The sequence below is a fragment of the Bacteroides muris (ex Afrizal et al. 2022) genome, from assembly GCF_004793475.1.
Taxonomy (GTDB): Bacteria; Bacteroidota; Bacteroidia; order Bacteroidales; family Bacteroidaceae; genus Bacteroides; species Bacteroides muris.
The window spans coordinates 19835-40897 of record NZ_SRYZ01000022.1 but is presented as its reverse complement, the minus strand read 5'-3'; the positions used below and the strand labels follow the sequence as shown (position 1 = coordinate 40897).

Annotated in this window: 15 protein-coding genes and 1 pseudogene; 5 read left to right on the top strand and 11 right to left on the bottom strand. The window is 48.0% G+C overall.

The features are described from left to right. Window positions 1-27: 27 nt before the first annotated feature. Together ybaK and uvrA are read right to left on the bottom strand one after the other, a co-directional pair. Window positions 28-507: a Cys-tRNA(Pro) deacylase gene (gene ybaK / locus E5355_RS10845; protein WP_136010408.1), complete on the bottom strand. Its 480-nt coding sequence runs from the start codon at window positions 505-507 to the stop codon at window positions 28-30. Beyond that, window positions 494-3361 (bottom strand): excinuclease ABC subunit UvrA, encoded by a 2868-nt coding sequence (uvrA, locus tag E5355_RS10840; protein ID WP_136010386.1) that lies wholly within the window; start codon window positions 3359-3361, stop codon window positions 494-496. The genes ybaK and uvrA overlap by 14 nt, the downstream gene beginning before the upstream one ends. Before the next feature lie 189 nt (window positions 3362-3550). Between uvrA and E5355_RS10830 the strand changes: the two genes are divergently transcribed. After that, the gene (locus tag E5355_RS10830) at window positions 3551-5338 is read left to right on the top strand and encodes a LysM peptidoglycan-binding domain-containing protein (RefSeq protein WP_136010384.1); all 1788 of its coding nucleotides are present in this window, start codon (window positions 3551-3553) and stop codon (window positions 5336-5338) included. 31 nt (window positions 5339-5369) lie between these two features. Next, window positions 5370-6071 (top strand): porin family protein, encoded by a 702-nt coding sequence (locus E5355_RS10825; protein WP_136010383.1) that lies wholly within the window; start codon window positions 5370-5372, stop codon window positions 6069-6071. Between the two features lie 286 nt (window positions 6072-6357). On the opposite strand, the gene E5355_RS10820 is transcribed toward E5355_RS10825, so the two are convergent. The 5 genes from E5355_RS10820 to E5355_RS10800 all read right to left on the bottom strand — a co-directional run bounded on the left by E5355_RS10820 (window position 6358) and on the right by E5355_RS10800 (window position 9998). Beyond that, window positions 6358-6819 carry a DUF4293 domain-containing protein gene (locus tag E5355_RS10820; RefSeq protein WP_136010382.1) on the bottom strand — a complete coding sequence of 154 codons (462 nt, stop codon included), beginning with the start codon at window positions 6817-6819 and terminating at the stop codon, window positions 6358-6360. Beyond that, window positions 6819-7154, bottom strand: coding sequence for a DNA-directed RNA polymerase subunit omega (locus E5355_RS10815; RefSeq protein ID WP_136010381.1), 336 nt, complete (start codon window positions 7152-7154; stop codon window positions 6819-6821). The genes E5355_RS10820 and E5355_RS10815 overlap by 1 nt, the downstream gene beginning before the upstream one ends. A 133-nt stretch (window positions 7155-7287) precedes the next feature. Continuing rightward, window positions 7288-8103: an outer membrane protein assembly factor BamD gene (locus E5355_RS10810; RefSeq protein WP_136010380.1), complete on the bottom strand. Its 816-nt coding sequence runs from the start codon at window positions 8101-8103 to the stop codon at window positions 7288-7290. Between the two features lie 143 nt (window positions 8104-8246). Further along, complete coding sequence (locus E5355_RS10805) at window positions 8247-8672, bottom strand: amino acid-binding protein (RefSeq protein ID WP_117588771.1); 426 nt, start codon at window positions 8670-8672, stop codon at window positions 8247-8249. Window positions 8673-8699: 27 nt separating this feature from the next. Continuing rightward, window positions 8700-9998: a phenylacetate--CoA ligase family protein gene (locus E5355_RS10800; protein WP_136010379.1), complete on the bottom strand. Its 1299-nt coding sequence runs from the start codon at window positions 9996-9998 to the stop codon at window positions 8700-8702. Window positions 9999-10114: 116 nt separating this feature from the next. On the opposite strand from E5355_RS10800, the gene uvrB reads away from it, so the two are divergent. The 3 genes from uvrB to E5355_RS10780 all read left to right on the top strand — a co-directional run bounded on the left by uvrB (window position 10115) and on the right by E5355_RS10780 (window position 18497). Then, window positions 10115-12175: an excinuclease ABC subunit UvrB gene (uvrB, locus tag E5355_RS10790; protein ID WP_136010377.1), complete on the top strand. Its 2061-nt coding sequence runs from the start codon at window positions 10115-10117 to the stop codon at window positions 12173-12175. Between the two features lie 75 nt (window positions 12176-12250). Continuing rightward, on the top strand, window positions 12251-15550 hold the full coding sequence (locus tag E5355_RS10785; RefSeq protein WP_136010376.1) for a UvrD-helicase domain-containing protein: 3300 nt from the start codon (window positions 12251-12253) through the stop codon (window positions 15548-15550). Window positions 15551-15587: 37 nt separating this feature from the next. Beyond that, complete coding sequence (locus E5355_RS10780; RefSeq protein ID WP_136010375.1) at window positions 15588-18497, top strand: PD-(D/E)XK nuclease family protein; 2910 nt, start codon at window positions 15588-15590, stop codon at window positions 18495-18497. A gap of 2 nt (window positions 18498-18499) precedes the next feature. Here E5355_RS10780 and E5355_RS20350 read toward each other — a convergent pair. The 4 genes and pseudogenes from E5355_RS20350 to E5355_RS10765 form a co-directional block, all read right to left on the bottom strand. Continuing rightward, window positions 18500-18592, bottom strand: a pseudogene (locus E5355_RS20350) (SDR family NAD-dependent epimerase/dehydratase); the annotation flags it as partial. Between the two features lie 101 nt (window positions 18593-18693). Then, the gene (locus E5355_RS10775; protein WP_136010374.1) at window positions 18694-19230 is read right to left on the bottom strand and encodes an IbrB-like domain-containing protein; all 537 of its coding nucleotides are present in this window, start codon (window positions 19228-19230) and stop codon (window positions 18694-18696) included. Beyond that, window positions 19227-20516 (bottom strand): DUF3440 domain-containing protein, encoded by a 1290-nt coding sequence (locus E5355_RS10770; RefSeq protein WP_136010373.1) that lies wholly within the window; start codon window positions 20514-20516, stop codon window positions 19227-19229. Before E5355_RS10770 ends, E5355_RS10775 begins: the two co-directional genes overlap by 4 nt. Before the next feature lie 2 nt (window positions 20517-20518). After that, window positions 20519-20914, bottom strand: coding sequence for a hypothetical protein (locus E5355_RS10765; protein ID WP_136010372.1), 396 nt, complete (start codon window positions 20912-20914; stop codon window positions 20519-20521). Window positions 20915-21063: the final 149 nt, after the last annotated feature.

Genomic DNA, 21063 nt, shown 5'->3' with positions numbered 1-21063 from the left:
AAAATATCTCAGCAAAAAATAGAAGATTTATTCATTAAAAAGAACACAAACCTCTGCATGTACTTCCCTTACCAAATCCTTCGGGTCTAGTTTAAGCTGCAAACCGCGTTGTCCGGCACTGATATAAATATATGGAAACTGAAGGCACGTTTCGTGAATATAGGTAGGGAAAGGCTTCTTCATGCCGATGGGTGAACACCCGCCCCGGACATAGCCTGTCAGGGGTAAAAGTTCCTTAACCGGAATAAGGTCACACTTTTTGTTACCCGATGCCTTTGCCGCCAGCTTCAAATCCACTTCGTGCTCACCCGGAATGACACAAACAAAATAGCCGGATTTATCACCGTGAAGAATCAGCGTCTTGAACACGCAATTGATGTCCTCACCCAAACTGGCAGCTACATGCACTGCACTTAAGTCATTCTCATCCACCTCGTAGGGAATGAGCTCATACGCAATCTTGGCCTTGTCGAGAAGCCTTGCTGCATTCGTCTTATTGATTTTCACCATGGCAATTTACAAATTTTATTTTATCAGCTTCCAGCTCTTCACGCAGGAATTTCGGAGTATAGCCTTTCTCGCTTTTTGCCACCTCTTCAGGCGTCCCGCAGGAAAGAAGCTCCCCTCCTCCCTTGCCACCTTCAGGCCCCATATCAATGATATAATCTGCCATCTTGATAACATCGAGATTATGCTCAATGACGACAACAGTATTCCCTTTGTCTACGAGTTTGTTCAACACGTTCATCAGAACGCGAATATCCTCGAAATGGAGTCCGGTGGTAGGTTCGTCAAGGATATAAAGAGTCTTGCCCGTATCACGTTTGGAAAGTTCAGTAGCCAACTTCACGCGCTGACTCTCACCTCCGGAGAGCGTGGTGGAGGACTGCCCCAACTTGATATAACCCAATCCGACTTCCTGAATAACCTTAATTTTGTTCAATATCTGAGGAACATTCTCGAAAAACTCCACCGCACGGTTGATGGTCATATCCAGCACATCGGCAATGGATTTTCCCTTAAAACGTACTTCCAGCGTCTCGCGGTTGTAGCGTTTGCCGTGACACACCTCGCAAGGCACATACACATCTGGCAGGAAATTCATCTCAATACACTTGTACCCGTTGCCTTGGCAAGCCTCGCATCGCCCTCCACTGACATTGAAGGAGAAGCGTCCCGCCTTATATCCGCGTATCTTCGCTTCGGGTAAGCCGACAAACAGATTGCGTATATCGGAAAATACGCCCGTATACGTGGCCGGATTGGAACGCGGGGTACGCCCCAAGGGAGACTGATCTACATTCACCACCTTATCTATATATTCTAATCCTTCAATGCTGCCATACTCCAAAGGGTCCTGCAGAGAACGATAGAATTTCTGTGAAAGAATAGGCTGCAACGTCTCATTGATAAGCGTGGACTTACCACTGCCGGAAACACCAGTAACGCAAATCAGCTTGCCCAACGGAAACTCCACATCCACATTCTTCAGGTTATTACCCTTGGCGCCACGCAGCCACAGGCTGTGCCCATTGCCCTCGCGACGCTTGGCAGGCACCTCGATGGCACGTTCACCGTTCAAATATTGGGAAGTCAGCGTATGCGTCCGGAGCATTTCGCGGGGAGTACCGGCAAAGACAACATCCCCTCCCAGCCTACCGGCTTTCGGCCCCATATCAATGACATAATCGGCCGCAAGCATCATATCCTTGTCATGCTCCACCACAATGACGGAGTTGCCAATGTCACGCAAGTCCTTCAAAGAGCATATCAAGCGCTGGTTGTCTCGTTGGTGCAGGCCGATACTCGGCTCGTCCAATATATACAACACATTCACCAACTGAGAGCCTATCTGCGTAGCCAGGCGGATACGCTGGCTTTCGCCACCGGAAAGGCTGACGGAACTGCGGTTCAGCGAAAGATAATCCAGACCGACGTCAAGCAGAAACTTGAGCCGTGTACGGATTTCCTTCAGGATTTCACCGGCAATCTGCTGCTGCTTGCTACTGAGATACGGGTTCACGTTTGCCAGCCAGTCATACAGTTCATTGATGTCCATCGTGGACAATTCGTAGATGTTCTTGTCGTGAATGCGGAATGAAAGCGCTTCTTTATTCAACTTGGCACCATGACATTCCGGACAAACGGCAGTCTTGGCAAACTGATCCGCCCACTTCTGTGCCGTGGCAGAAGCATCCTTCTCCTGCAGCATCTTGATATACTTTACAACCCCCTCAAACGTCACAAAATAATCGGAAGAGGTACCTATCAATGAACTCTTTATCTTGATACGCTCGTCCGAGCCGTAGAGTATCTCATCCAGTGCATCGTCCGGCAACTTCTTCACCGGAGTTTTCAACGTTGCTTCATATTTCTCCAGCAAGGCGGCAATCTGCCAGAAAATCATACTGTTCTTAGCTTTCCCCAATGGTGCGATGGCACCTCCGGCAATGGAGAGCTCACGGTCAGGAATCACCTTGTCAATATCAATCTGACTGACCACTCCCAGCCCCTTGCACTTAGGGCATGCGCCTTGCGGCGAATTGAACGAAAAGTTGTGCGGTGCCGGTTCCCGATAAGACAACCCCGTCATGGGACACATCAACCGTTTGCTGTAATGGCGCACGCTATCCGTCTGCACATCGAGTATCATCAGCAGTCCGTCACCTTGGCGCATGGCGGTGGCCACGCTGTTCTTCAGACGTGTGTCATCCTTATCCGTCACCACCAACTTATCTATCACCACCTCCACATCGTGGTTCTTGTAGCGGTCCAGTTTCATACCGGGCAAAGCTTCGTGCACCTCACCATCCACACGTACATAGAGGTAGCCCTTCTTGCGCACCTGTTCGAAGAGTTCTTTGTAATGTCCCTTACGGCTACGCACCAGCGGGGCAAGAATATAAATGCGTTTTCCCTTGTAATCCTTCAGGATAAGGTCAAGAATCTGTTCCTCGGTATACTTCACCATCTTCTCGCCCGAAAGGTAAGAATAAGCGTCACCAGTACGGGCAAAGAGCAGACGCAGATAGTCGTAGACCTCTGTGGTGGTGCCTACGGTGGAGCGTGGATTCTTGTTCGTAGTTTTTTGCTCAATAGAGATAACCGGACTCAATCCCGTTATCTTGTCCACGTCCGGACGTTCCAGATTACCCAGAAAGTTACGGGCATAGGCTGAAAAGGTCTCGATATAGCGACGTTGCCCTTCGGCAAAAATAGTATCGAATGCCAGGGAGGACTTGCCGCTTCCGCTCAAGCCTGTAATCACAGTCAGGCTGTTACGAGGGATTTCCGCATCAATATTCTTGAGGTTGTGTACACGCGCACCATATACATTGATATATTCTGTTTCTTCTTGCATGTTGATTAATCCTATCGTTTTAACTGCAAAAATAACTGTTTCCCCCCGAATATCAGCTGGCAAGCGCTATTTTTCAGTTTTGAAATGCACAATATTATTTCTTAACGCAATCCTTTGGTTAGAATGCCACAATATTCGTACCTTTGCAGCTACTTTGGGAAATTGTAAACATAAACCAACGATTACTGAATGAAAACGATTAACCGCATTATCTGCTCCTTGCTGCTTGCCGGTGCATACAGTATCAATGCAGTAGCACAAGAGAATCAATCTTATTTTCTGCATACTATCGAGAAAGGACAAAGTCTTTATTCCATCGCCAGCATGTACGGCGTCAGCCAGTCGGATATCATCAAGCTGAATCCCGGCAGTGACGAAAAAATATTCATCGGACGCACGCTGCGCATCCCGCGCAACGCTGCCAACGTACAAAAAGAGACATACCATACTATCGAAGCCGGTGAGACCCTCTACCGGTTGACTGTAAAATACAATGTATCTGCCAGAGCCATCTGCGATGCCAACCCGGGACTGAGTGCCGAGAATTTTCGTATCGGACAAGTAATCCGCATCCCTTCCACAACCGAAGCCAAAACCATTGTCCCAGTTGAAACGCAAAACAACACTATGGTTGCCAACAATATTCCCGGCCCCGTAGAATCACGATGCCGTGACATGCACAAGGTGAAACGGAAAGAAACCGTATTCAGCATCAGCCGCGAATACGGCATCAGCGAAACCGAACTGATAGCCGCCAACCCGGAGTTGAAAGGCGAAAACAAAATAAAGAAGGGAACCTTCCTCTGTATTCCCTATCCCAAAGCGCAGACGGAGCAAAGCACCCAATCGCAGGCAATACCTACCGACAGTGAGTTGTTCCGCGAAAACAGAAAAGAGACAGAGCGTTTCAGCACCATCAAGGCTGCTGTCATCCTCCCCTTCCTGGACGGGGTATCGAAGAGCGAATCCTCCCGTATGGTAGAATACTACGAAGGTCTGCTGATAGCCGTAGACAGCCTGAAACGTACCGGCACTTCCATTGACCTGTATACTTACAATTCGGGTCCCGAGAACACCTCATTGAACTCCATTCTGGGTAAAAGCGAGATGAAAGATATGGACATCATCTTCGGGCCTCTATACCAACAACATATCAAGCCGCTGGCCGAGTTTGCCAAGAAACAAAACACGCGTCTGGTGATACCATTTACGTCGAAAGACAACACTGTATTTCAAAATCCGGCAATCTACCAGATAAATACCCCACAATCTTATCTGTACTCCGAGGTGTACAATCATTTCGTACGCCAGTTCCCCAATGCCAATGTCATCTTTATTGAAGCCAGCCAGGATACCAAGGACAAGGCAGAATTCATCAAGGGACTGAAAGACGAACTACGCAACCGTTCCATCCCGATGAAGAGCTTGAAAGAGAGTGTCACCGTAGAATCCTTGAAAACGGTATTACGTGCTGACCGTGAGAACATCTTCATTCCCACATCAGGCAGCAACCTGACATTGATTAAGATACTTCCCCAATTAACGCTATTGGTGCGCGAGCAACCCGAAAGCCGTATTCATTTGTTCGGTTATCCGGAATGGCAGACCTACACCAAAGACCACCTGGAAGCCTTCTTTGAGTTAGACACCTATTTTTATTCCTCTTTCTATACAAACAACCTGCTTCCTGCCGCCATCAACTTCACCAAAACCTATCGCAGATGGTATGGTAAGGAGATGGATGAGCGCTATCCCAAATTCGGAATGCTAGGCTTTGATACCGGTTATTTCTTCCTGAAAGGACTTGCGCGCTACGGCTCTTCTTTCGAGAAAAACATGCAGGGATTAGATTTGGTACCTATCCAGACCGGCTTCAAGTTCCAACGGGTAAACAACTGGGGAGGCTTCATCAACAAGAAGGTGTTCTTTGTGCACTTCACCAAGAACTTTGAGCTAGTGAAACTGGACTTTGATTAGGGATTCATATAACTCGTAACTATATTTTCGAATGAAACTAAAAACAATCGTCATATTCGCCTTACTGGTGTGTGCATGTGTATTGCCTCTGCATGCACAGGTGGGCGAGCAACGCCACAACTTCGCTGTCGGCGTCAATGGAGGCATCAATCTGAATAGCGTAAGCTTCTCTCCCTCTGTCAAGCAGAAGAATCTGATGGGCGTCAACGGTGGTGTGACAGCCCGATATATCTCTGAGAAATATTTCAGTATGATTTGCGGTGCACAAATTGAAATAAACTACTCACAGCACGGTTGGAATGAGTACTATGAGGACTACCCCACACTGAGCTACACTCGCACCATGAACTATGTGGAAATACCGTTCTTGGCACATCTGGCATTCGGCAAAAACCGCGGTCTGCAATTCTTTATCCATGCCGGTCCACAGATAGGTTTCCTGCTTGGCGACAGTGAAAAGATAGACGGTGATTGGGACGGTACTATAGCAGACTCCTACACCCACATCACCGTGGAACAGCACGGAAAGGCCATAGACAATAAATTTGACTACGGCATTGCAGGTGGAGCAGGCATAGAACTGCGCACCAAGGCTGGCAATTTCCTTGTAGAAGGAAGATACTACTATGCTTTGTCCGATTTCTATGGTAGCACCAAGAAGGACTTTTTCTCACGTTCCGCACATGGAGTTATTACAGCCAAGATTACTTATTTGTTCGACTTGAAGAAATAATACCTTCAAGTAGTATTCTGAGCTATCCCTACAGAAATCCCAGGTTCTTGCTAAGATATCCGGGATTTTTGTCCGTTTTTATATTCCGCCCTCACCCACTTCCCGCCTCTTTCTTCCATCACACTTGAAAAGATGTCTCAGACGCCCATATCTATATGCTCGCCTTATACGGAACAGCAGTAGTCCCAAGTGACAAGGTCTAAGGAAAAATCCAGTAAAAAGGCAGACCACGTATTCCGAATGAAACACGTGGTCTGCCTTTTATTATTAATTATCAAAACCCTTCTTATCTTCTTAAACGATCTGCTGCCTTAACCATCACCTCATCCTTGTAGATGGCACGAAAAGCCAGATAGTTGAGAATGATGGCTACCACCGGAAGGCAGAGAGCCCATCCTAGCTGGAAAGTCATTGCATCTAAATTATCCTTCAAAATGAACATAAAGACACAGAAAGCTATGTAGTAGCCTATCAGCAGAATACTGCTAAAGATCGTCATACGTATTTGCAACATACGGTTACGGAAAAGGAATATAGTACAGAAGGAAACAAGCACACTGAGCAACAATATCCCGAACAAGCCCCAAGTAGACAAAAATCCTCCGCCAGCCAAAGACACTCCCAGAGGTTTGAAAACATGTGCCGTTACTCCGTCCGTTCCAATGAACTGTCCTACAGGCATACAGATTGTCACAACCAGCAAGATAGTTACCAACAACAAATAAACGGATTGAATACGCTGTATCATTACTGCAATTTTTCTTTTTCCTTAGCCGGGTTACGATAATAAATCTTACCCTCAATATACTCTTGTGTTCCAATCAATGTCGGCTTCGGCAGTTTTTCGTAATAGCGGGAAATCTCAATCTGTTCCCGGTTTTCGAACACTTCTTCCAGATTATCATTGTAAGAGGCAAACTCAGCAAGCTTTTTGGAAAGGTCATTCTTGATTTCCACACTAATCTGGTTGGCACGTTTTCCGATAATCGCTACGCTTTCGTATACATTACCAGTATCCTCACACAACTCCATCATATCACGGGTCACCGTAGTAGTAGGAGCATTTGTCTTTCTGTAATCCATAAATTTATCTATCGTATTAATTACAAATTATTAATTACTTTATCAATCATAAACTTTAAATCACAAACCACTTAGCATATTCATGCTTGCCATTTGCAATTCGTAACTTTCAGTCTGTGGTACCTTCTTATTATTACTCTTCGCTTCCTTCTCCCAGCATTTTCTGTGCCTCCTTGAAGATTCGGTCGGCTTCCTTCGTATATTTGCTTTCAGGGAATTCGTTTTTAAAAGCATAGCACTCATCCACAGCTTCACGGTAACGTTCCGCTCTTCTATCTTCCACACTATATACAGCCAATTCATACTTGGCACGCAAGATAAGAATGGATAAATCTTCACGCAGGTTGGTATATGGATAATCCTTCAAGGCATTCTGAGCAGTGATAACACACGCCTGATAGTTATTGCCCAGATAGTTACCCATATTATAATAAAGTTTTGCAGACAGATATTCCTTCATCACCAACTTGTCCTGCAAGGCAAATATCATGTTCTGCGCCTCCTCTTTCTTGGAGCTTTGCGGGAAGTATTCCATAAACATCTGCAACTGTTGGATAGCACTGTATGTACCGGATTGATCCAAACGCGGCTCCGGAGTATCCAGATACAAAGCTTTACCGGCATGGAAGCGTGCCAATTCTGTAAATGTACCACGGGGATAAACGTTGTAGTACTGAATGAAAGTCTGCGCAGCAGTCTGATAATCCTTCTGGTTATAGTAACTCATGCCCAGCATATAGAGGGATTCCTCCGCCTTATCAGTACCTTTGAGAATGGCAATCAATTCGTTGAGCAAAGTAGCAGCACGGTTGTACTGACCTTTTGCGAAGTAATTTTTTGCCGCCTCGTACTTGTATTCATAATCCGTGCTTTTCAGCAATTTATTGTATTCTCCACACGAGGAGAGCAGCAATGCTGCAAGCAGAGTTATTAGGATGTTCTTCTTCATTACTTTTGTTCAAATAATGCGCAAAGATAGAGGTTCGCATCGAATAAAGCAACGATACGAGCCTTAATTTTTCAAAAACCAGATGAACGGGTTAGAAACAGGGATTAACGGTTAGGGATTAGGGATTATCCCTAACCACTATTTCACAGCTTATACAAGTCACTTGCCGCCAACAAATCGACCTTTTTTTCTGTCAATACACGGATACAATTATCCATGTCGTTGGGACGGATGATAACATTGGCCGTTTCACCGTTGGCAAAAGAATACATATACTCGATGAAGACACCTTCGTCGGATAGGAAACGGAGTACTTTTGCCAATGAGCCGGGGATATTAGGACAACTGATCCCTACTACATCTGTCACATTCACAGCGAAGTGATTATTTTTCAAAGCCTTATATGCTTTATCCGGTTCGGAAACAATACCACGAAGGATACCGAAATCGGCATTCTCTGCAATACATAGAGCAGAAAGGTTGACACCTTCTTTTGCAAGAACTTCAGTCACCTCCGTGAGGCGGCCGGACTTGTTCTCCAGAAAAATGGAAAGTTGTTTTGCTACCATGATTATTGAGTTATAAGTTATAAGTTATTAAAGCTTTCGGTTGTCGATGACGCGCTTTGCCTTGCCTACGCTGCGCTCAATACTGCGTGGTTCTACCAGACGGACATCTACGCCGAGGCCGAGTACACTCTGCAGGCGGGCTACGAGCTTCTTCTTCAGAGCCAACATCTTGTTGATTTCGTCGGAATAGTATTCAGGGCGAACTTCAACCTGCAACTCCATGGTATCGGTATTGTTCTTGCGGTCTACCAGCAAGAGATAGTGAGGCTCGAATTCCGGCATTTCGAGAATGACAGACTCTATCTGCGTGGGGAATACGTTGACACCACGGATAATCAGCATATCATCACTACGTCCCAAGATACGGTCCATACGAACCAAGGTACGTCCGCAGGAGCATTTTTCATAATGCAGAGCAGTGAGGTCCTTTGTGCGGTAACGCAACAGCGGCATACCCTCTTTCGTAAGGTGAGTGAACACCAATTCACCTGTCTGGCCGGGAGCAACCGGCTCAAGAGTCTTCGGGTCTACAATTTCGGGGAAGTAATGGTCTTCATTGAGGTGGGTGCCATGCTGGCACTCGCATTCATAGCCCACACCGGGACCGGCAATCTCGCTAAGTCCGTAAATATCGAAGGCCTTGATACCCAATTTAGTTTCAATATCCCGACGCATACTTTCGGTCCACGGCTCAGCACCGAATGCTCCTATTTTCAACCTGAACTCTTCGCGGGGAAGACCGGAGTCCTTGATGGCATCTGCCAAATAGAGGGCGTATGAGGGTGTACAGCAGAGTACAGTAGAACCGAAATCATGCATCAGCGTAATCTGCTTCTCCGTATTGCCACTGGACATCGGGATAACAGAAGCCCCGATATTCTCGGCACCGGCATGCGCACCCAGTCCGCCGGTAAAAAGTCCGTAACCGTATGACACCTGAAAAATATCCGAGCTACTGGCACCATAGGCGGTAAAAGCCCGTGAAAGGCATTCGGACCATGCCGAAAGATCTTTTCTGGTATAGCCTACCACAGTAGGCTTTCCGGTAGTGCCGGAAGAGGCATGGATACGTACAAGCTGACTCATGGGTACTGCACAAAGTCCGAAGGGATAATTGTCCCGCAAGTCATACTTGGTGGTAAAAGGCAGTTTTACAATATCATCTATACTGTTTATATCATCAGGAGTAATTCCCAGTTCCTGCATTTTCTTACGGTAAAAAGGAGTGTCATGATACACACGCTCCACAGTCCTTTTGAGGCGAATACTCTGGATTTTACGAAGGCTCTCGCGGTCCATGCATTCAATACTTTCATTCCAAATCATGTTCTTCGTTGTATTACAATTATTAATGGTTGTTATCAATATAGCTGCAAAGTAAACAAAAAAATTTTGTTTATCTCAAAGATTTTGCCGAATATTGCCGCATTAAAAAAGAGACAATGAGCAAATTCGAACTGACATCTGCCTACCAGCCCACCGGTGACCAGCCGGAGGCCATCGCACAGCTGACCGAGGGTGTGCGCGAGGGACTCCCCGCACAGACATTACTCGGTGTCACCGGTTCCGGAAAGACATTCACCATAGCCAATGTCATTGCCAACATCAACAAGCCCACACTGATATTGAGCCACAACAAGACGCTGGCCACCCAGCTGTATAGCGAGTTCAAGGGATTCTTCCCGAACAATGCTGTGGAATATTATGTATCCTACTACGATTATTACCAGCCCGAAGCCTATCTGCCGTCTTCGGACACTTACATAGAAAAGGACCTCGCCATTAACGACGAGATAGACAAGTTGCGTCTTGCCGCAACCTCGGCCCTGCTTTCGGGCAGGAAAGACGTGGTGGTAGTATCTTCCGTTTCGTGCATCTACGGCATGGGAAACCCGGCAGACTTCTACAACAACGTCATCGAAGTGCAGCAAGGCAGGAACTTCAGCCGCAATGTCTTCCTGCGACGCTTGGTAGACAGTCTTTACGTACGCAATGACATAGACCTGAACCGCGGCAACTTCCGCGTGAAAGGCGACACAGTGGACATTTACCTGGCTTACGCCGACAACCTGCTGCGCGTCACCTTTTGGGGAGACGAGATAGACAGCATCGAGGAAGTGAACCCCATGAGCGGCATCACCGTCGCCAGGTTCGACGCCTATAAGATTTATCCCGCCAACCTCTTCATGACTACCAAAGAAGCCACGTTGCGTGCCATACACGAGATAGAGGACGACCTGCACAAACAGGTGCAATGGTTTGAAAACGAAGGTCGTCCATTCGAGGCCAAGCGCTTGCAGGAACGGGTAACCTACGACATGGAAATGATACGCGAATTGGGACATTGCTCCGGCATTGAGAATTACTCGCGCTACTTTGACGGACGTGCTGCCGGTACCCGCCCCTACTGCTTGCTGGATTTCTTCCCTGAAGATTTCCTGATAGTCATTGACGAAAGCCACGTCAGCGTCCCGCAGATACGTGCCATGTATGGAGGTGACCGTGCCCGCAAGATAAACCTGGTGGAATACGGTTTCCGCCTACCGGCTGCCATGGACAACCGCCCGCTGAAGTTCGATGAATTCGAAGAGATGGCCAAGCAAGTGATTTACGTCAGCGCCACACCGGCAGACTATGAGCTGATGAAATCCGAAGGCATCGTAGTGGAGCAGGTCATCCGCCCGACCGGACTCCTGGACCCTATCATCGAGGTGCGTCCCAGCCACAACCAGATAGACGACCTGATGGAAGAAATCCAGGTACGCATCGAAAAGAGCGAGCGAACCCTTGTCACCACCCTCACCAAACGAATGGCCGAAGAACTGACCGAATATCTGCTGAACAATAACGTGAAGTGTAATTATATCCACAGCGACGTAGATACTTTGGAACGTGTGAAGATTATGGGTGACTTGCGCGAGGGTATCTACGATGTACTTGTCGGGGTCAATCTGCTACGTGAAGGTCTCGACCTGCCAGAGGTCTCTCTTGTTGCCATTCTTGATGCTGACAAGGAGGGGTTCCTCCGTTCCCACCGTTCACTGACACAGACTGCCGGACGTGCCGCCCGTAACGTGAACGGCATGGTCATCATGTATGCCGACAAGATAACGGACAGCATGCAACTGACCATCGACGAGACCAACCGCCGTCGCGAGAAGCAGTTGAAGTACAACGAAGAGCACGGCATCACGCCACAGCAAATCAAGAAAGCGAAGAACCTCAATGTATTTGTTACCGACAAGGTTTCCGGCGAAGCCGTCCTCAGCAGCGAGAAGTTCACTTCCAGCACTCCCCGCCCCTATGTGGAACAAGAAAGTACATCTACGATGGCTGCCGACCCTATAGTACAGTACATGAGCCGCAAGCAACTAGAAAAAAGCATCGAACGCACCAGGAAGCTTATGCAGGAAGCAGCCAAGAAACTCGATTTTATCGAAGCAGCCCAGTATCGCGACGAGGTATTGAAAATGGAGGAACTGTTGAAAGGAAAAGACAAGTGAGAAAAGATAGAACGGCATTTATTTTTCTCATTATTTTTGTGTACGTTTGCAGGTAAATTCAATGCAGCGATTTACATGGAATTATTAGTATATAAAGCCTCTGCCGGTTCCGGCAAAACCTTCACGCTAGCCGTGGAATACATCAAGCATTTGATAATCAATCCACGCGCCTACCGGCAGATACTTGCCGTAACCTTCACCAACAAGGCCACGGCAGAGATGAAGGAACGCATACTGACACAGCTTTACGGCATCTGGAAGGGAGAACCGTCTTCCGAAGCATACCTGGAAAGAATTAAGAATTATAATTTAAAAGCTCAAGGAGAGAGTGGAGACGAATTGACGGACGAGGACATCCGCCAACGGGCCGGCATGGCACTGCAATACATGCTGCATGACTACAGCCGTTTCCGCGTGGAAACCATCGACTCCTTTTTTCAATCCGTGATGCGTAACCTTGCTCGCGAACTGGAGCTGAGTCCTAACCTGAACATAGAGCTGAACAACAGTGAAGTGCTGAGTGATGCCGTAGACAGCCTCATCGAGAAGCTCACCCCCACTTCTCCCGTACTGGCATGGCTGCTGGACTACATCGACGAGCGCATCCGCGACGACAAACGCTGGAATGTCTCGAACGAAGTGAAAAGCTTCGGACGAAACATCTTTGATGAAAGCTACATAGAACGCGGCGAAAAGCTGCGGCAATGCCTGCGTACTCCGAACACGCTGAGACTCTACCGGGATGTGTTGCGCGACATGGAGACCGAAGCCCTGGAACAGATGAAAAGCTTCTGCGACCAGTTTGAGGGCGAACTGGAAGGGCATGCACTCACTCCCGAAGACTTGAAGGGAGGCGCCCGAGGCATAGGCAGCTACTTCCGCAAGCTGCGCGACGGCAGACTGTCGGACAAGGAAGTGCTGAACGCCACCCTGCAAAACAGCTTGGCTGATGCAAAAAACTGGGCAACAAAAACGTCTGCACGGAAGGACGACATCCTCCGTCTGGCAGAAACCAGCCTGATGCCTTTACTGCAGGAAGCTGAAAGAATGCGTCCGCAACGCAACCGTACGCTGAACAGTTGCCGCCTCTCGCTCCAGCACCTCAACAAACTGCAACTTCTCAATCACATCGACGAAGAGGTACGTACGCTGAACCGAGAGCATAACCGCTTTCTATTGTCGGACACCAACGCTCTGCTGCACAAGTTGGTGCGCGAGGGTGACTCTTCGTTCGTCTTCGAGAAAATCGGCGCCAACATACGCAACGTCATGATTGACGAATTCCAGGATACCAGCCGCATGCAATGGGACAACTTCCGCCTACTGTTGCTCGAAGGACTTTCGCAAGGAGCCGACAGTCTGATTGTGGGAGACGTGAAGCAGTCCATCTACCGCTGGCGCAACGGAGACTGGGGAATACTGAACAGTTTGGGCAATGAAGAATTGAAAATGGAGAGTGGAGAATCAAGTTCTCCATTAAACAACTTTCCCGTCCGTGTGGAAACCTTAAAGACAAACCGGCGTAGCGAAACGAACATCATCCGTTTCAACAACCAAGTATTTACGGCTGCCATAGACCACCTCAACGCACTGCATCTGAACGAGCTGAAAGAGGATTGCCTACCCCTGAAACGCGCTTATGCCGACGTAGTGCAGGAATCGCCCAAGAGCAAGGAATACGGCTATGTAAAAGCCGCCTTCCTTGAACCGGATGATGAACACAACTATACAGAGCAAACCCTTCTCGCCTTAGGAGAAGAGGTACAACGGCTACAGGAGGAAGGCGTAGCACTGAATGACATCACCATCCTTGTCCGCAAGAACAAGAATATCCCGCCAATAGCCGACTATTTTGACAAAGAACTGCATCTCTCTGTCGTGTCCGACGAAGCTTTCCGGCTGAATGCTTCCCTTTCCATCTGCATGCTGATGGATGCCCTGCGCTGCCTGTCGAATCCGGAAAACAAGATTGCGGAGGCTTCGTTAATGGAGAATTGCAAATTACAAAAGACCAACGACGAGCAGCAAGAAGACACGGCTCCCCTTCCCGAAGCTTTTACCTCCCGGCGGGAAACGCTGCGCCTGATGCCCTTGTATGAGTTGCTGGAAGAACTGTTCAGCATCTTCGGCATGAGCCGTATTGAAAAGCAAGATGCCTACCTCTTCTCCTTCTTCGATGCTGTGACGGAGTATCTGCAAAGCAACTCTTCCGAACTGGACAGCTTCATACGCTACTGGGACGAAACCCTTTGCAACAAGACCATCCCCAGCGGTGAGACGGACGGTATACGCATCCTCTCCATCCATAAGTCCAAAGGACTGGAATTCCATACCGTACTGATTCCCTTCTGCGACTGGAAGCTGGAGAACGAAACCAACAACCAGCTGGTGTGGTGCGTACCGCCGGAAGAGCCTTATAATGCCATCAGCCTAGTGCCGGTGAACTATTCCGCCACCATGGCGGAATCCATATACCGGCAAGACTATCTGCACGAACGACTTCAACTGTGGGTAGACAATCTGAATTTGTTATATGTGGCCTTTACCCGTGCCGGCAAAAACCTCATTCTCTGGAGCCGGAAGGAACAGAAGGGAACCATGTCCGAACTCCTTGCCCACACCCTGCCCCGCATAGCCAAGGACGGAGCGGGCAGTTGGGACGAAGAGGCTACCATATACGAGAACGGCAAGATTTGCCCCTCTCCCGCCCCCGTTTCACAACATGACGCAGACAATCCTGCTGATGACGAAGCCAAACCTCTATGCTGCGAACGTAACCCTAAGGTTTACGAACAGCAACCGGTTAACAGATTTTCGCAAAAGCCAGTCAAACTGCCCGTCCACATGGAAAGCATGCTCCACGACATCGAATTCCGCCAATCCAACCGTTCGGCAGACTTCATAGCAGGAGTGGACGAAGCAGAATCCAACCAGCGCTTCATCAACCGGGGACGTTTGCTGCATACCCTATTCTCCGCTATCGAAACGGAAGAAGACATTGACAATGCCATCAGCCAGCTCATCTTTGAAGGTGTGATTGGACGGAGTGAGACGGAAGAAGAAATACGCGACCTCACCCAACGCGCCTTTTCTCTGCCACAAGTCAAGGACTGGTATTCAGGAACATGGCAGCTGTTCAATGAATGCGACATCATCTGGCAGGAGAACGGCGAACTGCGGACGCGCCGCCCGGACCGCGTGATGATGCGCGGTGAAGAAATCGTAGTGGTGGACTTCAAGTTCGGAAAGCCGAACAAGAAGTACAACAAACAAGTGCAAGGATACATGCAACTGCTAGCCCGCATGGGGTATGCCGCAGAAAATATACAGGGCTACTTATGGTATGTAGAAGAGAACAACATAGAACCGGTATAACTCACCTCACCATCAACCATCAATTGTCAACTGAATCATGGAAACATTCCTCCAATTGGTCGCCCGCGACCTTTACGCCAAAATAGGAAACGACCTCTCGCGCACTGCCATCGTTTTCCCCAACAAACGTGCCAGTCTGTTCTTCAACGAATACCTGGCAGCCGAAACAGACCGCCCTTTGTGGTCACCTGCCTACGTCAGCATTAGCGAACTGTTCCGTCAACTCTCGCCATTGAAGTCCGGCGACCCTATCCGTCTGGTATGCGAACTATATAAGGTATTCCGAGAAGAGACCCGCAGCGAAGAAACTTTGGACGACTTCTACTTCTGGGGAGAACTGCTCATCAGTGACTTCGACGACGTCGATAAAAACCTTGTAGATGCTAACAAGCTATTCAGCAATCTGCAAGAACTGAAGAACATCATGGACGACTACGACTTCCTTGACGAAGAGCAGGAAGAAGCCATCCGACAATTCTTTCAGAATTTCTCCATAGAAAAGCGAACGGAATTGAAAGCCAAGTTCATCTCCCTCTGGGATAAGCTGGGCGACATCTACCACCACTACCGCCGAAACCTCACGGAACTTGGCATTGCCTACGAAGGCATGATGTACCGCAATGTCATGGAGCAACTCGATACCGACCGACTGCGCTACGACCGCTATGTATTTGTCGGCTTCAATGTGCTGAATAGAGTAGAAACCCGCTTCTTCCAACTCTTGCAGGATGCCGGGAAAGCAATGTTCTATTGGGATTACGACGTGTTCTACACCCGGCTCCCCCTTGAGCAGAAGCCGCCCTATACCCACGAAGCAGGCGAATTCATCCTCCGCAACCTAAAGTTGTTCCCCAACCAACTGCCCGAAACTTCTTTTGATGTACTGCGGAAGCCCAAGAACGTACGTTTTATCTCCGCTTCTACCGAAAATGCACAAGCCCGCTACTTGCCGCAATGGATTAAAAATAATGAGGAATCGGCCGGAGGTGAAGAATCAAGAACCCCTTCCTCATTCAAAGACACTGCTGTGGTCCTCTGCAACGAGTCCCTGCTGCTCCCCGTCCTCCACTCCATTCCGGCAGAAGTAAGGGACGTCAACATCACGATGGGTTTCCCCCTTGCCCAAACTCCGGTATACAGCTTCATCAACGCCCTTGTAGAGCTACAGACTACCGGCTACCACGCAGGCACCGGACGATATACCTACGAGACCGTGCTCACCCTGCTGAAGCATCCTTATACCCGGCAGCTTTCCTCCCATGCCGAAGCACTGGAAAGGCAGCTTACCCGGGACAACCGCTTCTATCCCCTTCCCTCGGAACTGAAGCAAGACACATTCCTTGAACAAGTCTTTACACCACAGAATGGCATCGCTGCCCTATGCGGCTACCTCACCGGACTGCTTCGTGAAGTAGCCGTCCTCTATCGCCAGGAAAAAGACGTGGAAGACATCTTTAACCAGCTGTACCGCGAATCTCTGTTCAAAAGCTACACCCTCGTCAACCGCCTGCTCAATCTGATAGAGACCGGGGAACTGAGTAGTCTGCACACAGACACACTGAAGCGACTGCTGAACCGCCTGCTTACCTCCGCCAACATTCCCTTCCACGGAGAACCCGCCATCGGCATGCAAGTAATGGGTGTACTGGAAACGCGCAACCTTGATTTCCGCAACCTCATCATGCTCTCTCTCAACGAAGGGCAGCTGCCCAAAGCCGGAGGCGATTCCTCCTTCATCCCCTACAACCTGAGGAAAGCATTCGGCATGACTACCATCGAACACAAGAACGCCGTCTATGCCTACTACTTCTACCGCCTCATCCAGCGGGCAGAAAACGTCACCTTATTATATAACACCTCTTCCGACGGGCTGAACCGCGGAGAGATGTCCCGCTTCATGCTACAATTCCTGGTTGAGTCGCCACACGACATCTCCCTCGAGTACCTTGAAGCCGGACAATCGCCCCAGCAAGCGCGGAAAATTGAGATTCACAAGACACCGGAAATGTTGCAACAGATGTTCAATGCCTACGACGTCCACCAACGTCCCCAGGCATTCTTTTCCCCCTCTGCCCTCAATGCCTATCTGGACTGCCGGCTGAAATTCTACTACCGATATGTAGCCGGCCTGAAAGCTCCCGATGAAGTAAGCGCTGAGATAGACTCCGCCCTCTTCGGCACCCTCTTCCACCGTTCCGCCGAACTGGTGTACGACGAACTGACAGCCAACGGACGGGAGATACGTAAAGAGGACCTGGAACGATTACTGAAAGACGATGTCCGCCTGCAAGCCTATGTAGACAATGCTTTCAAAGAAAAGTTCTTCCACATACCCCTTACGGAGCAACCGGAGTATAACGGCACGCAGCTCATCCATTCCAAAGTCATTGCCTCTTACTTGCGCCAGCTCCTGCGCAATGACCTGCAGTATGCCCCGTTCCGCATGGAAGGTATGGAGCAGGACGTCAGAGAAACGATGGAAATAGATACTCCGCAAGGAAAGCTTGCCTTACAGATAGGCGGTACTATCGACCGCCTGGACAGCAAAGGAGACACGCTACGTATCGTGGACTACAAGACCGGCGGTACTCCCAAGACTCCCGAGAATATAGAACAACTGTTTACTCCCGCCGACAATCGTCCCAGCTATATTTTCCAGACGTTTCTGTACGCAGCCATCCTTTGCCGCAAGCAATCGATGAAGGTAGCCCCTTCCTTGCTCTACATCCACCGGGCAGCTTCCGAAAGCTATTCTCCGGTCATCGAAATGGGGGCTCCACGGCAACCCAAGGTACCGGTCGGCAACTTCGCTTTCTTCGAAGACGAGTTCCGCGAACGGCTACACGGACTCCTGCAGGAGATATTCAGCCAGGAAGAAACATTCTGCCAAACAGAGGACATCCGGAAATGTGAATATTGCGATTTCCGCAGTCTATGTAAGAGATAAAAAGAAGTCTTGATGGTTTTAACGGCATCATATTGGTAGTGGATGGGAGAAGCAGGACAATCAAGATTATATATTTCGTCCACATCCCCCTTATAAGATTGTAGGCGATTTGATAAATTATGCAAGTTTGCAACAAAATATTTCACCTGTTAATGAACATAAAGAGGCAGATTAAAAAATCTGCCCCTGAAATATTTCATTTATCTGCCACATACTCTTCTTCTTTCTTATCCGGAATACTGAAGTCCTTGTTCGCAAACAAGTCTGCCAAGCCCGAAATTTGCTTTAACCGCAACACTTCGTCACGGTCCATCCCGATGTTTTTCATTATCCATTCATCTGACATGCCGGCTCTGTCCAATTCTGCCACAATATGACACATCAACTCAATGTTGTGCGTGCCACGGGCACGGTTATGACGGATAGTGGACGCCATGCGGTTGGAAAGTTCCTTGTCGATTACGACCACGGGAAGCAACCCGTTTTCGCGCTGATAAATTCTTTTGGATGTCTTCAACACCTGATAACGGTGATAACCGTCTACAAGGATATAGTTGTCTTCTTTCTCGTCATAGTAACAGACACAAGGCATGGTGAAACCGTCTTCCCAGATGGAAAGCTCCAGAAGTCTCATTTCGGGCGGTGCCACTACATTCGGATTGTAATCGTTCGCTTGTATTTTCTCTATTGAAATCGCCTTTACATTATATACCGGACTTTTATCTACGCTCATAACATCATATTTTTGAATTGTTCCATTATCTTGTCCCTTTTGTATGCCTCTTCCTTGTTCAAGGCAAACCCCATGTACTTGCAGGCATGGTCGTTCTTCAGAATGCATATACACATCCGCTTATAAGTGGGGATTTCCCGAAATTCCGCAATGTCAATATCATCCAAATAGTCCATGCGCACCGGTTTCTTGTTCGTCTTGTAATTCGTGGTATTCATCACTTCGATGGACACTCCTGCATCCCTCAGCTTCTGGATGGTCTCGTCAGCCAGACAGCCCCCTTTTGTACGCCAGAATTCAATACTGACAGTAAGCTTTTTCAAGTAGTTCCTCCGGGTCTCTTCCGGCAAGGTGGAAAGCAAGAACTGCATAAAGCCTTTCCACGTATACCCTTCGGGCAATCGGACTGTTTGCCACCCCATGGCACGCGTCCCTCCGTAAATACCGGTAAAGTTCACTCCGTTGACCCGTCCTATCATTTTTCCCCAAGTATTCGGATCGATGACACGATACAGCTTCAGGCTCTCCTGTGCCTCGCAGAGAAAAGGACTTGCCACACGCTGACGTTCGATATTGACCCCGGCTTTATAATATAGGTCATACAAATGGTTATAGTCAAAACCGAATTTGCCGTTGGCTGTCCAGATATCTGTCGTCTTCCAGTCATAAATGGGATAAGCATTGAAAATGTCATTACCTATTTTCGAGGTCCAGCGGTAATTGTGGTACATCTGATACTTCCGGTTCAGATGGATGCTGCGCCAACGGTTAAAACTCTCCTGCGTACGAATGCCTATGAGAAAGCAGGCACGCACTCCGTTCTTCTTCTCATGCAGCCATTTGGCAAAATGCATCTGAAACTCATAATCCCACATTTTGGGAGTATAGAAAGGAAATGTCTCCTTAGTGAAACAGCCTTTCGGCATTTTCCTCACCCAAATGTCCTTCAAATCATCCTGCCACGGACGCCAGTAACTCTGGTACATCGACGTGCAAGTCGTTACACGAAAAGGCACACAAACACGATATACCTCCAATATATCCTTATTTGCCTCCAATATCCGGTTCACATAATCAATGGTCATGCTATACTGTATCTCATAGTCCATGTGGAACACACACAGTTTACAGTCCAACCGTTTCCTGCGGATATAGTCTATGCATAAATTCAGCAACACTCCACTATCTTTTCCTCCCGAAAAAGAGACGCATACCGTGTCAAACTCCCTGAAAATCACATCAAGACGTTCTTGCGCCAGTTCATACACATTTTTGGGTGCAGCCATAATTATTTGTTTTTCTCCATTTTCACATAACGAGTCCATACCTTGTCTTCCAAAAAGCCCAGCTCACCGAAGACATCCCTATCCTCAACAAAGCTGACAGCTGTCAGGCTGCTCTCCTCGCTCAGCTTCTCAAGTACCTTTTCCAGAAGTAATTTCAGCGTGTCAACATTTTTCTCCTCAATATAATAGTTGTTGATAACACATTTATGTTGCTTATGCTCCACCGGCACAAAACCTACAACATGTTTATCATCCAGAGCAACAAACCACTCGTACTCTTCCGATGTCCGGAAAGGGTAATTGTAATTCTGTTTCAGCACTTTCGAGCTCATAACCAAAGGGGCTACAAGCTCATACAGTTTTTTATCCGTACCATGTAATTGTACTATCTGTATCATATACATTCATATTATTTGAAATTACGTGTTAAAGATAAAGCTTATTTACGACGGAATATCCTCCTTTTAAATAGATTTAAGAATATAACCGGATAAAATATTAATAAACAGATATTATCCTCCTAATTTGTATATGTTGACTAATTGGG